Here is a 13669-nt window from a genome sequence, read left to right as displayed (position 1 = left end):
AAAGATTGAATTTTCTGCGGCCTGCGCCAGTTGGAGCAGAACTTTCCTATCGAAGCGAAAGGAAGGCTCTCCATGGAACGTCGCGAATTCGTCGCCGCCGCCGTCGGCGCGGCCGCCGCCCTCTCCGCCACGCGCGCTCTGGCCGAGGAGCAGTCCACCAATCCGCACTCCGAGCACATGATGCACGGTCCGAAGTTTCAGCCGCTGATGAAGACCAGCGCCGAATGTGTCTCGACCGGTAATGAATGCCTGCGTCACTGCTTCGGAATGCTGTCGATGAACGATACGAGCATGGCCGGCTGCACCAAGGCCGCCTATGATCTCGTCTCCGCCTGCGCCGCGCTCGAGTCGCTGGCGGCGGTCAATTCGCCGTTCACGCCGACCCTGGCCAAGGCGGTCGGCGACGTCTGCATGGCGTGCAAGAAAGAATGCGACCGCTTCCCGCAATATTCCGAATGCAAAGCCTGCGGCGACGCATGCAAAGCCTGCGCGGACGAATGCCGCAAGGTCTCGGTCTGACGCGGACGCGAGCGATCGAGCCTGCGCGGGCGATCGGCGAATGGCGCAGGCTCGCGCCCGATCATTGCGTGAGATGCGAGGCGGTGGAGACGGCCTTTTGGAACAAGGTCGCCAGAGCGGTGGTGATGTCGCCGCCCGTGTTGACCTCGAAGTAGAGATCCGAGGACGAGGCGCAGCTCTTCAGATTGTCGGAAATCTGCGAGGCGAAAGTCGCGACGGTGGCGTTGTAGAAGCCGTTGCTCGGCACGGGATAATAGGTCGTGTAGAGCACAGCGATGCGAATGCCGCGATTTTTGATCGCCGTGCAATACGAGACATCGACCGGCTGAAGACAGCGATAGAAAGAACCATAGGAATTCGAATAGCTCGAATTGATCGAGGTCGTGCAGCTCGTGCTGGAGTAGTTACTCGCGTCGATCACGCCGTCGGTCACCAGCATCAAGACCTCTTGCGGCGTGTCGCCGGCGGCGGTCGTGCCATTGCCGGGGAGCGGCATGACGGCGTTCAGCTTGGTGAACGCCTGGTTGAGATCGGTCATCGCATCATTGTTGCGCAGCGCGCCGCCGGTCGTGACCGTATTGTAGGTCGAGACGGCGGTCGGATAGGTGTAGGACGAATTGGACGCGAGATAATTGTTCGAATCCATCAAGGGCGGAGTCATGGTTTCGATATTGGCCTGGATGAGGCTCACATTGGCGCTCGTCGTCGGAACGAGGCTCTGCATCATCGAGACCGCATAATTGAAATTATAGGCCGCCAGACGATAGGTCGCGCCATTGGAGGACATCAGCGATTGCGCCGTCGAGGCGAGGCTCTTGGCGGCCTCGCGCACATTGTCGATGCGCAGCTTTATGCCATTGTTCTTGGCGTAGGCGTAGCTGTCGATGGTTCCCCAGCCAGCATATTTGTTCGTGTACTCGCCGTCGCTGAGGTTTTTCTCGTGACACGCGAAAGCGCATCCGGTCGCGTTCATCGCATCGACGCCCGTTTGCATCGCCGGCAGCTCCATCGAGGGGGAGTTGTCGAGCAGCAGATAGAAATCGATATTGCGCGCCGTCGTCGCGCTCGCCACGGCGTTCACCCTTATGTTCGACGTGCGCAGGCCGTAGAAAGCGCCGAAAGAATTCTGCACCTGCGTCGTATAGGTGACCGACACGCTGCGCGTCATAGAGCCCGGTTCGACTTTGTCGCGGACGTCTATGGCGAGATTGGCGGCGTTATAGGTCTGGCGCGTGATCTGCGCCGCCTGCGCGGCGAACATGGTCGTTGCGGCGGCTTTGGCGACGGCCTCCGATTTCAGCATCATCGGCGGAGTCGTCGCGGCGAGCGCGGCGGCGTCGGCGGCCGCGTAGAGCTGCGTCTTGACGCGCCCTGCGCTCGCATAATCGACGGCGCCGCCCGCGGCGATCATCAGTGGGATCGCGGCGAGCGCGAATATGATTGCGACATTGCCCTTGCGATGGGCGACGAATTTCGCGAGAGCCGGGAAGAGCGTCATGCGTCGCGTCGCCTTTTCGTTCAGTTCACCCGCTGCACCGACGAGGTGATGCGCGGATTGATATAGAATGTGTAACGGATCGGCACGGCGGGGATCAGCTTCGCGCCGAAGGGCGGGGTATAGTCATAACGAACTTCGGCATAGATCAGCGAGGTTCCGGCCTGCGCCATGCCGGCCGGCAGCACGAAGGTCGATTTGTCGACGAGACCCGTCATATTGAAGGGCTCGTTCCATACGACCGTCGTCGTCTTGCCTTTGTCATCCGTGGACAGCTGGGCGAGAACGATCTTCAGATTGGCGCTCGGGAAGGGCGCGATGATTTGCGTCGAAGCGTTCAAAATAGTGGCGAGATCGGCGGAAGACACGACCGCGCGCCGCGCGACGAGATCGGTCAGCGTGCGTCCCGTGATCGCCACCTTGCGGCTGATGCCGATCGCCTCTCCGAGCGTGAATTCGGCGACGAGGATCAGCACGGCGATCGGAATCAGCAATGCGAATTCCACCGCGATCATGCCGCCTTCGTCGCGCCGCAGCGTGCGAGCGCCATCTCGCGCGCGTCGGCCGGCGCACGAGAAGAAGCGGCTGAGACAATGCATTCGCAAAGGACCTGCTCCGATGCTATTTCAAGAATAAGGCTCGACCTGGAATACGGCGGTCGCCATCAGCAAGCGTCTGCCATTGGCGAGATTGGCCAGATTGAAGCCGAGCGGCCCGCCGACGACGGGAAATTGATAGATCACGCGCAGCACGAGAATGCTGCCGACGCCGCCGGTCTGGAATTTCCAGCTATTGGTGACCTTGCCGTTGGAATCATAGGTGAGGACCGGCGCCGATGTATCGACGGACGAAAAGGCGCTCGCCGTCTGCACATCGACCATCAGCTGCGAGCAGGAAAAGAGCGCGGTGAGGCCGCCGCAGACCTTGGTCGTGAATTGCGACTGGTCGAGACCATTCTTCTGGACCTCGCCGGTCAGCAGAGTGCGCGCCGATTTCTCGACGGCGGATTCGAGTTCCTGCTGCGCGAGAAACACGACGCCGACCTGGCAGATCGCGATCAAAATCGCAAAGAGCGGCGCCGCGACGAAGGCGAATTCGACGATCGCCGCGCCGCGGCGGCACGCCAAAAGCGCCGCGCCCGCGCGAAACGCCCTTACGTCGACATCGGCCTCGCGCGCCGCTCGATCGCCGGCTTTTTCGTCGTCCCTGCGCATATTTTCTCTCCGCCCCCAGCATGAGCGAAGCCGGCAAAAAAACCGTTACCAGAGCGGAGCTGTTCGCGGGGCGCGAACAGGATAAAGGCGACGATCGCGGTCCCGCGCGATTTCATCGGCCGACGATCTGCTCTAATGTCTGGACAGAATGTCGCGGCGGGCCTCCGGGCGCGACTGGTCTCGGACCGATGAAATGACCAATTCTCGATTGACGCAATTTCAGACATTGCAGACCGGGCTTCCGACGCGCCTCCCACCCGATCTGCGAATTTACGCCGTCGGCGACATCCATGGACGCGCCGATCTCCTCGACAAGCTCGCGCGGCGCATCGAGGAGGAGCGCGCATCGGCGCCGTCGGCTGTGCTGACGATTTTTCTCGGCGACTACATCGACCGCGGCCTGCAATCCTCCACCGTCGTCGATTGGCTGAGCCGCGGCGATTTTCCGACGCCCTTTCTCGCGCTCCGCGGCAATCACGAGGAAATATTCATGCGCTTCCTCGAGGATGCGTCCGTCCTCGAGAGCTGGCGCAGGTTCGGCGGCATCGAGACCCTTCATTCCTATGGGGTGGAGGTCTCTTCCATCATGCGCGGCAAGGGCTATGAGGAGGCGCGCCGCGCTTTGTCGGCGCGGCTCCCGGACGCGCACAGGCGCTTCATTCAGGAGACGCCGCTGACCGCGAGCTATGGCGATTATTTCTTCTGTCACGCGGGCGCAAAGCCCGGCGTGCCGCTCGACGCTCAGAGAGCCGAGGATCTGTTGTGGATTCGGGAGGAGTTTTTGAGCTTCCGAGGCGCCTGGGAAAAGATGATCGTGCATGGCCACACGCCCGTCTCCGAGCCCGACATCCTGCCCAACCGCATCAATGTCGATACGGGCGCATTCGCGACCTCTATCCTCACCGCTCTCGTTCTCGAGACGGACAGTCGCCGAATGTTGTTCGTGGGCCATGTCTGACAGGCTCGTGAAACCGACGCGCGGCCGCTCGCGCCGATCCGGCGAAAGCGGCGCGACGGATGTGCGTCACGCCTCGGCGACCGCCTTGCGCGCCGGCGCGCCGCGCTTTTTCGGGGGCGGCACGAGCTTCGCGGCGGGCTTGCGGCCGAGGCCGAGCGATTTCGCCAGCGCCGAGCGCCGGGCGGCGTAATCGGGCGCGACGATCGGATAGTCGCTCTTCAGATCGAAAGCGGCGCGATATTCGTCCGGGGTCAGCTTATGTTCGGCCTGCAGATGACGCTTCAAGGATTTGAACGGCTCTCCGCAGCAAAGACAAATAATCGCTTCGGGGCTCACCGATTTCTTCACGGGAACGGACGGCCGCCATTGCTTGGCTTCTCCCTCGGCGGCGGCCGCCATCGCCGCATCGCCGTTGCCGAAAGCTTTTTTCACCGCCGCAATGACAGAAGGGAGATCGACAGGAGCAACAGTATTATTCGAAAGATAGGAAGAGAGTATCTGTGCGACGAGCGCTTTGTCTTCGGCTTCGGACATGGTGCTTTCCTCGGCGTTCAAATCTTTTATATTGGAGCCGATATCGCTGTCGATTGCAATCGTCGCCTTACTCGCAAAGACACGCGCATCGAACAAGAAACTCGCTTTTTTTGCAGCGGCTCATCACGCCGAAATATTGCAGAGCGATCGAAACCGTCGCACGGCGCGAAAGCCGCTTCTCGGCAATCGGAGCATCCCCTGCGACCCGAGCGTTTCTTCGGCGGACGCTTTCGCTGCGTGATGGCCATTTGGACGAATCGGACGCACGACAATGCGCGAAGCGAGAGGTCGAAGCCCGCTCGAAGCGACATGAAACTCGATGTGACATAGATGGTGGGCGCGACAGGGATTGAACCTGTGACCCCTACGATGTCAACGTAGTGCTCTCCCGCTGAGCTACGCGCCCCCTGCGCCGACCGGTTTCGTTCGACGCGAGTGACGCCCGTATAGCGGCAGTCGGGCCGAGGCGCAAGCGCCCCAGAACGGTTTCAGAACGGTTTCCCCGCGCGCGGCCGAACATCGGCCCGACGCCTGAAAACTTTAAGAATTCGTTCCGCGGCCAGGGCTTTTGAACGAAATAATTCGCGCCCCCGCGACGTCGCCGCCCCTTGCGGGCCATATAATTCCTGTCACACTGGCGTCGTCCTTCTGTCATCAACCAAAGGAGGCGCCGTATGTCGCTACAGACCCATCTCGTCGAGCTCGAACGCCGCCATCAGGCGCTCAAGAAAGAGATCGAGCAGGTGCAGCATCATCCCCGATACGACGATTCGAAGCTCCACGAATTGAAGCGAAAAAAGCTTCAGCTCAAGGACGAGATCAACAAGCTGCGGCAAGGCGCCAGCGTGCACTGACGGCCCGAACCCGAGGTCCAGCGTCGAGGCGGAGAGCTTTCTCCGCCTTTTTTTCGGCCGGTCCTCTCTCGCTCCGCCCGCGCCACGCGGGCGCCCGGCTTGCTTCGCGGGGCTCAGAGCCGCAGAATCTCCTGCCAAAGCGAGAGCCGAGACCCATGCCCCCTGCCCCGCGCTATCGCGCCGAAACGCTCCACGCCACGCTCGGCGACGGTTTCTTCGATCCCGTCGACGCCGCCCGCTTCCCCCGGCTTATTTTGCGCTATCGCAATCAGCGCTGGGCGGCGCGCGTCGGCCTGGATACGCTGACCGAGGAGGAATGGATCGCCCATCTCGGCCGTTTCGAGCCGCTGCCCGGCGGTTTCCCCAAGCCGCTGGCGCTGCGCTACCACGGCCATCAATTCCGCGCCTACAATCCCGACATCGGCGACGGCCGCGGCTTTTTGTTCGCGCAATTGCGCGACATAGAGGACGGGCGCCTGCTCGATCTCGGCACGAAGGGGTCCGGCCGCACGCCCTGGTCGCGCCAGGGCGACGGCAAGCTCACGCTCAAGGGCGGCGTACGCGAGATTCTCGCCACGGAAATGCTGGAGGCGCTCGGCGTCGACACCTCCAAGAGCTTCAGCCTGATCGAGACCGGCGAGCCGCTCTATCGCGGCGACGAGCCCTCGCCGACCCGCTCCAGCGTGCTGGTGCGGCTGTCCCATTCCCATATCCGCATCGGCACATTCCAGCGCCTCGCCCATATCGGCGACGAAGAGGCGCTCGGCCGGCTCGTCGCGCATTGCGTCGCCCATTATTTCCCCGAGCTCGCGGGCGAGCCGGCGGAAAGCCGCGCCGGCGCCTTTCTGGAGCGCGTGGCGGCGCGCGTGGCGCGGCTCGCCGCCCGCTATATGGCGGCGGGCTTCGTCCATGGCGTGCTCAATTCGGACAATATCAACATAACGGGCGAGAGCTTCGATTATGGGCCGTGGCGTTTCGCGCCGCGCTATGATCCGCAATTCACGGCGGCCTATTTCGACGACAGCGGGCTCTATTCTTTCGGCCGCCAGCCCGGCGCGCTCGGCTGGAACCTGACGCGGCTCGCCGAAACCATTCTGCAGCAGGTCGGGCTGCAGCGGGCGGAACAGATACTCGGCGGCTATCAGAACCATCTTCAGCGCGAGTTCCGACTCGCCCTGCTCGATCGCTTCGGCCTGCTGCCGGCGCGAGATCCCGAGCAGGACGCCGCCCTCGCAAAAGCTCTGCTGGAATTTCTCGGCAAGACGCAGGCGTCTTTCGAACAGACCTTCTTCGATTGGCGCGGCGGCATGGCGAGCCGCGAGCGCGCCGCCGCGAGCCCGCAGGCGGCGGCCTATGACGCGCCGGAATTCGCGAGCCTGCGCGAGGCGCTCGCCGCCCATGAGACGGCGCCGGGCGCCAATCTCGACCATCCCTATTTCCGTCGCGCCACGCCCTGCACTATGCTGATAGAAGAGGTCGAATCGATTTGGGCGCAGATCGCCGAGCGCGACGATTGGAGCGCGCTCGACGACAAGATCGCCCAGATCGCGTCGATGCGCGAAGCCTATGCGCCGGCGCCCGCCGGGGGATGACGTTCGGAAGATGAACCGCTCGATCTGCATCTGTCTGCTCTGCGCTCTCTCGAGCGCCGCCGCGGCCAAAAATCTGCTGATCGAGAAAATCCCGCCGAGCGGGGCCTGCTTCTTCAACCGCTTCGACGAAGCCTATCTGCGCGCGCATCCCGGCCAGACGATCGTCTCGGTGCGGCTCTCGCTTCGGCGTGAGTTCCCCGTTGCCGCCGAGAATGAGCGCGAGCTGCGCGTCGAATTCCGTCACAAAGGCCATGGCAAGCCCTTCTATGTCGTCGGCGGCTGCGCCTGGAGCGAGGAGGCCAATCGCGACGTCGGCGGCCACCGCCTCGCGCGATCGTTCCGCGAGGACGCCGCCGCCCGCTGCGTGGCGCACGGCGGCCTCGGCGGCGCGGCTGCGGAAGGCGGCGACTTCCCCATCGATCTCTCCGAGGACGGCGCTTCGCTCACGCTCTATCTGGACGAAAGCGTGAGCGGCTGGCGCGGCCCGGATCAGAACAAGAAAGCGATCCGTCTGGAGCTCACGCGCCACAATCGGGTCTTCGAGCTGGAGCGCGTCGACGCTTCGGCTTGCGTGGAGCTGGACAAAGCGGTCGCGGTCGACTGATCCTTTGGAATTTATGCGGAGCCGCCGCCGTATCGGGACTTGAAGATGAAGGCGATGCGAGGCGATAATCACATGTCACGACTCGCCGCGCCGCTCGGGCAGGCTCTCCTAATGATCGATGAACTCAACGAAACAGAACGCAGCTCGATCCGGGTCGAAGTAGAGCGTCTGAGGCTCGAGCACCGGGATCTCGAGGATGCGATCGACGCCCTTCTCACCGTCGGCGCCGTGGACCAGCTGCAAATTCAGCGGCTGAAAAAGCGAAAATTGCTGCTGCGCGACCGCATCGCTTTTCTGGAAGATCAGCTGACGCCCGACATCATCGCCTGAGACGGGCGAAAGCGACACGCTATTTCCACATTCTGAGGCCGACAGCGACGACGAGGGAAACGACCGCGACGATCGCGATGACCGCCACCAGCCTCACTGTCTCTTTGCTTTCCTGGGCGCTCCCCATACGGTCCTCCGCCGTGCTTTTTTCAATTTTGGCGAGCCTAGGCCTGTTCAAGAGAGATACAATATGCCGAAATGCGACGGAACAGCGCAGTGAGCATCGCCCTTCGGGCGCGCGACATCGCAGCCGGCGCCTCGATCATTCGATATTACACATTTGCGGCCCGCAACCAAAACATCCCGAGGCGCGCGATCGAAATTTGTCGGAATGCGGCGCCACGACCGGCGCGGTCGCGCCGCGAAAACCCGGCGCTTCGGCGCCATTGACACAGGCCGCGGAAGACGCTCCCCTCGCGGCCGCGGAGCGCGGGCGAAGCCGAAACGAAAACTGTCTCGATCCCGCCGCGCCCGCAGTCGAGACGGCGGAGGCGTCTGTCATGAGTCGAACCGGCTCGGGCCGCGAGATTTTTCTGGCGACGCATCGCATCATCGGCCTCTTCGCCGGCGCGATCTTCGTGCTCATCGGGCTCAGCGGCGCTCTGCTCGCCTTTCGCGAGGACATTGACGAGTGGCTGAACGCCCCGCTCATGCGCGTCGAATCGCCGACGCGACCCGCCATGCGTCCGCTCGACGAGATTTTCGCGGCGGCGACCGCCGCCATTCCGGCGGACGGACGGCCTGAACGCATCACGCTCCCGCGTCATTCGCGCGCGGCCGCGATCGTGAGCTACATGGTCGAGAGCGACGATCTCGACAGCTACTTCCACCAGCTGTTCGTCGATCCCTATACGGCCAAAGTCATCGGCAGCCGCTTATATTCGCATGGCGACGATGTGTTCTCGCAGCCTTTCGTCCAGATCGTCATGGCCTTTCACTGGACGCTGCTGCTCGGCGCGAACAACGCCTATCTCGTCGGCGCCGTCGGAATTCTTTTGTTCTTCTCCGTTCTCTTCGGACTTTATCTCTGGCGCCCGCGCAATGGCCGATGGCGGCAGGGCTTGACGATCAAATGGGGCGCGAGCTTCGAGCGGGTCGCCTATGACGCGCACAGATGCGTCGGGGCCTATTTCGCCATTCTTCTGCTCGCGACGCTCGCCACCGGAGTCGCGATGATTTTCAAGCCGGCGACGCATTCGCTGGCGACTCTCATCTCCCCCGTACGCCCCGAACCCGATTTTGGAAAATCGACGCCTATCCCCGGCCGAGCGCCGATCGGCATCGACGCGGCGGTCGCCAGCGCGGAGCAGATTTTTCCGACGGGTCGGCTGCATTGGATTTTGCTGCCGAGCGGCGAAGACGGCGTCTATGTCGTCGGCGAGCAATCGGCGGACGAGCCCAATCGGACCAAGACATTCCGCAATGTCGGCGTCGACCGCTACAGCGGACAAGTGCTGCAGACGCAGGACCGCGGCGAGTTCACCGCCGGCGAGACGCTGCTCGAATGGCTGTTCCCGCTGCATTGCGGCGAGGCCTTCGGCGCGCTCGGCCGCACGATGGTTCTGCTGACGGGGCTCGCGCCCCTGCTCCTCTACGTGACCGGCGTCCTGCGATGGCGCCACAAGCGCCGCGCGCGCCGCCGGACGATATGACGCGAAGACGTCACTGGCCGACCGAAATCGGCATTTCGATCATGTCCTCATCGCTCTTGCCGTCGCCGAAAGCGAGCTTCAGCATATATTTCCCCTTGTGATCGACAGAGGATTCCAAGGTCACGAAACCAGCCGGATGCGTCTTGGAGGGCAAGGCGGTCAAGAGCTCGAGCCCGCCTTTGGCGTCCGTCTTGTAGAAGGACAGCGCGACCGCCTGGCTCCGCACGTCTTTCTCCATCAGAGTGACGGAGAAGATCACCTTTCCGGTCCCCGGCACCCGATCGCAATATTCGTCGTATTTGCTGAGATCGTCGGTCCGCCCGCCGGCGCTCTTGTCCGAGTCGGCGAGGAAATAGGTGGTCAGCCGCGCCGAATAGAAATCACTCACCTTGAGGCAGTTCGCCATGGTGCGGTCGCCGGCCTTGACCGCCGGCCGATAGAGATGCGCGTCGAGAAAATCGTTCCAATACAGGCTGAAAGAAGGGCCCCAGAGAGAATAGGAGAAGGCGGCGACATTGCCGGCGGCGATCACCACGACGGCGAGGAACAAAATCAGATTCATCCGGCCGTTCGGGCTCATCGACGCGGCTTCCTTTCCTTTGCGGAGCGGCTTTTGATTGCGCGAAGACAGCCGCTCGCAGCCCGCCTTCGCGTCTCTCAGGGTCGCACCTCGAAATCCCAGGCGCCGCTGACGAGATGGCCGTCGGCGGACAGAGCGCGATAGCGAACCGTATATTTGCCGGGGCCGAGCGGATTGACGCTCACCGAGACATGGGCGGCGTCGGCTCGGTCGATCGCCGCATCGCGCTTGTCGACGCGCTCGCCGGAGGCGCTGATCACCGCCAGCGCCGCGAAGGCGTCCCTTATGCCGGCGTCATACCAGACGTCGACCTTGCCGATGCTTCCGGCGGCGACGCCGTCCTGCGCCGGAGAGGTGCGCACGACGATCGCATGGGCGAGCAGAATGGGCCGCTCCGCTTTCGGCGACGGCTCCTGCGCAGCGCAGGGAAGCCTCTCGAAATGCGGCAGGCGGTCGTTGGGGAGCGTCTCTGCGCCGCTCGCGCGCGCCAATGCGCTCGGCGCGACGCCGATCGAAAAACCGATCGCCAGAAGAACGCTGCGGGCCGCCGACCAGGGGCCGGCGCCGGCTCGGCGTCGCTCGCATCGGGGAGCGGCGGCGGGAAGGATCATGGTTTCCGTCTGTCGTACATCCATCGATGCTAAGCCGGTCGTCGAATGCGAGCAAGGCGCACGCTCGACTTGTGATTGTGCGCCGCGGCGCCCGATCGGCTCCTCGACACGAGCCTGGACGCCGGCCCGGACGCCGGCCTTGTCAAGATCGGCGTGATATGCACTATCGATATTTCGTGCATACGCCGCCATGTCGCGAGGCGTCAAGGGAGTCGAAGGAATGGCGCTTTCGCGCATCGCTCTGCTGCTCATCGTCGCCCTGTCGGTCGTCGGCGGCGCGGGAACGGCGAAGGCGCATACGGCCGATATCTCCAGCAGCCGCATCGTTCCCGAGGGAGACGGCCGCTATCGCGTCGATGTCGGCTTTCTCGGCGCCGACATAGAGCGCATGTTCGCCGAGAGCGGGCCGAGCCGGGCCGATGTCGATCTCACCGAGCCGGGCGTCATCGAGGCGATGATCGGCAAATTCATTCAAAGCCGCGTCGCGCTGCAGAACGAGGCCGGCGCCGCCTGCCCGAGCGAGATCGTCTCGGTGGGCGCGGACCCCGCCAATCCGCGCGACTCGAAAGTCGTGCTGCGCATGGATTGCAGCGCGGTTCCGGGCCAAATCCTCTACAACCCCTACAAACTGCTCGAGGCGCAGGGATCGCGCGCGAAACATCTCGTCGGCGTCGGCGAGCGCAACGCCGACGAGCGCCTCACCGAGGCGCAGAGCCTCGGCGCGGAGCCGGCGCCGGGCGAGGTCATGATCTTCCCCGGCGACGCTCTGGTCGATCTCTCCAAGCCGCTGCTGACGCCCTGGGAGCTCGCGCCGAAATTCTTCGCCGCCGGGATCGAGCACATTATGACCGGCTACGATCATTTGTGCTTCCTCATCGCGGTGATGCTGTGGGCGACGCGCGTCTGGCCGGTGGTGAAGCTGGTGACCGCCTTCACCGTCTCGCATTCGATCACGCTGTCGCTGGCGGCGCTCGGCCTCGTCGATTTGCCGAGCCGCTGGGTGGAGATCGCGATCGCGGCGTCGATCGTCTATGTCGCGATCGAGAATTTCTTCACCTGCAAGGTGGAAGGCCGCTGGCGCGACACTTTCGTCTTCGGCCTCATCCACGGCTTCGGTTTTGCGAGCGGGCTCATCGAAATCGGCGTGCCGCAGCGCGCCATCGCGCCGGCGCTGGCGAGCTTCAATCTCGGCGTCGAGGCCGGCCAGATCGGCGTCGTGCTCATCGCGCTGCCCCTGCTCTCGGCCTTCGACAGGCTGTTCACCCATGGAGTGCGCGATCCGCGCCTCGTGCGCCTCGGCTCGGGCGTCATCGCCTGTCTCGGCGCCTATTGGCTGTTCGAGCGAGTTTAGGGCGCTTTTCGGTCGCGCGGACTCGGTTCGTTCGCTTCCAAAGAGAGCATCCGTCACGTCCAGAGCCGCGCGTTTTACAATTCGGTATATTACGTATATTATCCTCGACAATCGATTTTCCGCCGCGACGGGACGTCGCCGAATTGGCGTCGAAATCGCCGCAAATAGTATAAAGCGTCGAGTCGGCCATGCTTGAAGATTTTACACAATTTCACGACGCCGACCATAAGATAAAACTCGTCGACGAGGACGATCGGCGGAGCGAAGGACGCGCATCCGGCAGGAAGCTCGGCTTCGACTTGCCGCTCGTGAGCATAATCATCACGAACTATAATTATGGACGCTTCTTGATCGAAGCGGTCGATTCGGCGCTCGCTCAGACCTATCCTCGCATCGAATGCATCATCGTCGACGACGCGTCGACCGATGAAAGCGAGGTCGTTCTCGCGACGATTCGACGGCGAAATCCGCAAGTCGAGATCATTTCGCATAGAGCCAATCAGGGGCAGACGGCCGCTTTCGGCACCGGCTTCGCCGCCAGCTCCGGCGAATATGTCGTCTTTCTCGACGCTGACGACATCCTCCTCCCGACCTTCGTGGAAACGCATATCTTCGTGCATTTCTCGCTACGGACGGCGGTCGGCTTCACCTCTTCCGATATGTTGCAATCCACCAAGGGCGGCGTTGTCAGAACGTCGTGGATCGCCTTTGGCGACTTCATCGCTTCAGGACGCGGCTTGCGAAAGGAGCGGCTACGCCCCTTCGGCCTATCCTCCGGCCTCTGGCCGTTCGAAGAAGCGCCGCTGAACGATATCGAGTCGCGCATTCACTTCATCGACGCGCATGATTGGGAAAACTGGGTCTCCGCGCCGACCTCGGGCAATTGTTTCCGGCGCGACGCGCTGACATTGTGCGCTGGCCGCGCGCCTCGGCTCGGATCTCTATGTCAGCGCCCTCCTCTGCCTGCAAAAATCCTATGCGGCACACCCCGACTTTGAGCAATATGAGAGCCTCGCGCGCTATATAGCGACGCGATTGGCGGCGCGCGCGGAGGCGATGCGCCTATGTCTCGGTGCGGATGGATTCGAGGAATTGTCGAGACGCATAAGACGCGCCCGCAAAGGCCAGATCGCTTCGAAAAGACGCGCTCCCCGGCCATGGACGCGCCCTATGGCCGAATTTTGCCTGACTTTCGGACGCCTGCTGAGTCTACCGGAGCTGGTAAAACTCGGCGATCAGCTCTGGCATTTCTAAAAATCGACCCGATCGTGTCCCAGAGCGTGGTGTAGCTGGATCGAGGCCGACACCGGGATTTCCGGCTATGGCCGGAATGGTCAGGCGGTCACGGCGGACAGCTTGACGATCGGATCATCGC

15 protein-coding genes and 1 tRNA gene are annotated in these 13669 nt (G+C 63.0%); 9 read left to right on the top strand and 7 right to left on the bottom strand.

Annotation, left to right across the window (positions count from 1 at the left end; genetic code table 11):
- The first annotated feature begins 72 nt into the window (after nucleotides 1-72).
- Nucleotides 73-519, top strand: a complete 447-nt coding sequence (locus tag FMZ75_RS05435; RefSeq protein ID WP_166141618.1) for a four-helix bundle copper-binding protein — start codon at nucleotides 73-75, stop codon at nucleotides 517-519.
- Nucleotides 520-580: 61 nt separating this feature from the next.
- Here FMZ75_RS05435 and FMZ75_RS05430 read toward each other — a convergent pair whose 3' ends face one another.
- The 3 genes from FMZ75_RS05430 to FMZ75_RS05420 all read right to left on the bottom strand — a co-directional run bounded on the left by FMZ75_RS05430 (nucleotide 581) and on the right by FMZ75_RS05420 (nucleotide 3228).
- Nucleotides 581-2017, bottom strand: a complete 1437-nt coding sequence (locus FMZ75_RS05430; RefSeq protein WP_166141617.1) for a TadE/TadG family type IV pilus assembly protein — start codon at nucleotides 2015-2017, stop codon at nucleotides 581-583.
- Between the two features lie 20 nt (nucleotides 2018-2037).
- Nucleotides 2038-2529 (bottom strand): pilus assembly protein, encoded by a 492-nt coding sequence (locus FMZ75_RS05425; protein ID WP_246728789.1) that lies wholly within the window; start codon nucleotides 2527-2529, stop codon nucleotides 2038-2040.
- Nucleotides 2530-2640: 111 nt separating this feature from the next.
- A complete protein-coding gene (locus tag FMZ75_RS05420) occupies nucleotides 2641-3228 on the bottom strand; it encodes a TadE/TadG family type IV pilus assembly protein (RefSeq protein ID WP_166141615.1) in 588 nt (195 codons plus the stop codon).
- A 193-nt stretch (nucleotides 3229-3421) separates the two neighbouring features.
- Here FMZ75_RS05420 and FMZ75_RS05415 point away from each other — a divergent pair, with 193 nt between their 5' ends.
- Nucleotides 3422-4186 carry a metallophosphoesterase family protein gene (locus FMZ75_RS05415; RefSeq protein WP_166141614.1) on the top strand — a complete coding sequence of 255 codons (765 nt, stop codon included), beginning with the start codon at nucleotides 3422-3424 and terminating at the stop codon, nucleotides 4184-4186.
- 66 nt (nucleotides 4187-4252) lie between these two features.
- Here FMZ75_RS05415 and FMZ75_RS05410 read toward each other — a convergent pair whose 3' ends face one another.
- Nucleotides 4253-4720 carry a MucR family transcriptional regulator gene (locus FMZ75_RS05410; RefSeq protein ID WP_142863318.1) on the bottom strand — a complete coding sequence of 156 codons (468 nt, stop codon included), beginning with the start codon at nucleotides 4718-4720 and terminating at the stop codon, nucleotides 4253-4255.
- 331 nt (nucleotides 4721-5051) lie between these two features.
- Nucleotides 5052-5126: transfer RNA gene (locus FMZ75_RS05405), tRNA-Val, on the bottom strand.
- Between the two features lie 268 nt (nucleotides 5127-5394).
- Between FMZ75_RS05405 and FMZ75_RS05400 the strand changes: the two genes are divergently transcribed.
- The 5 genes from FMZ75_RS05400 to FMZ75_RS05380 all read left to right on the top strand — a co-directional run bounded on the left by FMZ75_RS05400 (nucleotide 5395) and on the right by FMZ75_RS05380 (nucleotide 9752).
- Nucleotides 5395-5574: a YdcH family protein gene (locus FMZ75_RS05400; protein ID WP_142863319.1), complete on the top strand. Its 180-nt coding sequence runs from the start codon at nucleotides 5395-5397 to the stop codon at nucleotides 5572-5574.
- A 155-nt stretch (nucleotides 5575-5729) separates the two neighbouring features.
- Complete coding sequence (locus FMZ75_RS05395) at nucleotides 5730-7166, top strand: protein adenylyltransferase SelO family protein (RefSeq protein WP_166141613.1); 1437 nt, start codon at nucleotides 5730-5732, stop codon at nucleotides 7164-7166.
- Between the two features lie 10 nt (nucleotides 7167-7176).
- Complete coding sequence (locus FMZ75_RS05390; RefSeq protein ID WP_166141612.1) at nucleotides 7177-7770, top strand: hypothetical protein; 594 nt, start codon at nucleotides 7177-7179, stop codon at nucleotides 7768-7770.
- Between the two features lie 111 nt (nucleotides 7771-7881).
- Nucleotides 7882-8100, top strand: coding sequence for a YdcH family protein (locus FMZ75_RS05385; RefSeq protein ID WP_108918206.1), 219 nt, complete (start codon nucleotides 7882-7884; stop codon nucleotides 8098-8100).
- Nucleotides 8101-8600: 500 nt separating this feature from the next.
- Nucleotides 8601-9752 (top strand): PepSY domain-containing protein, encoded by a 1152-nt coding sequence (locus FMZ75_RS05380; RefSeq protein ID WP_166141611.1) that lies wholly within the window; start codon nucleotides 8601-8603, stop codon nucleotides 9750-9752.
- Between the two features lie 10 nt (nucleotides 9753-9762).
- Here the strand turns inward: FMZ75_RS05380 and FMZ75_RS05375 are convergent, their stop codons facing one another.
- Both FMZ75_RS05375 and FMZ75_RS05370 read right to left on the bottom strand, forming a co-directional pair.
- Complete coding sequence (locus FMZ75_RS05375; RefSeq protein WP_166141610.1) at nucleotides 9763-10332, bottom strand: hypothetical protein; 570 nt, start codon at nucleotides 10330-10332, stop codon at nucleotides 9763-9765.
- A gap of 77 nt (nucleotides 10333-10409) precedes the next feature.
- Entirely contained in the window at nucleotides 10410-10943 is a 534-nt protein-coding gene (locus FMZ75_RS05370; RefSeq protein ID WP_246728787.1) for a copper resistance CopC family protein, read from the bottom strand.
- 220 nt (nucleotides 10944-11163) lie between these two features.
- Between FMZ75_RS05370 and FMZ75_RS05365 the strand changes: the two genes are divergently transcribed.
- Nucleotides 11164-12294 (top strand): HupE/UreJ family protein, encoded by a 1131-nt coding sequence (locus tag FMZ75_RS05365; RefSeq protein ID WP_108918209.1) that lies wholly within the window; start codon nucleotides 11164-11166, stop codon nucleotides 12292-12294.
- Between the two features lie 188 nt (nucleotides 12295-12482).
- Complete coding sequence (locus tag FMZ75_RS05360) at nucleotides 12483-13292, top strand: glycosyltransferase family A protein (protein ID WP_166141609.1); 810 nt, start codon at nucleotides 12483-12485, stop codon at nucleotides 13290-13292.
- Nucleotides 13293-13669: the final 377 nt, after the last annotated feature.

The sequence above is a fragment of the Methylosinus sp. RM1 genome (assembly GCF_011378635.1).
Taxonomy (GTDB): Bacteria; Pseudomonadota; Alphaproteobacteria; order Rhizobiales; family Beijerinckiaceae; genus Methylosinus; species Methylosinus sporium.
Note: the sequence above shows the minus strand (reverse complement) of the source record. Positions and strands in the feature narration are given on the sequence as shown.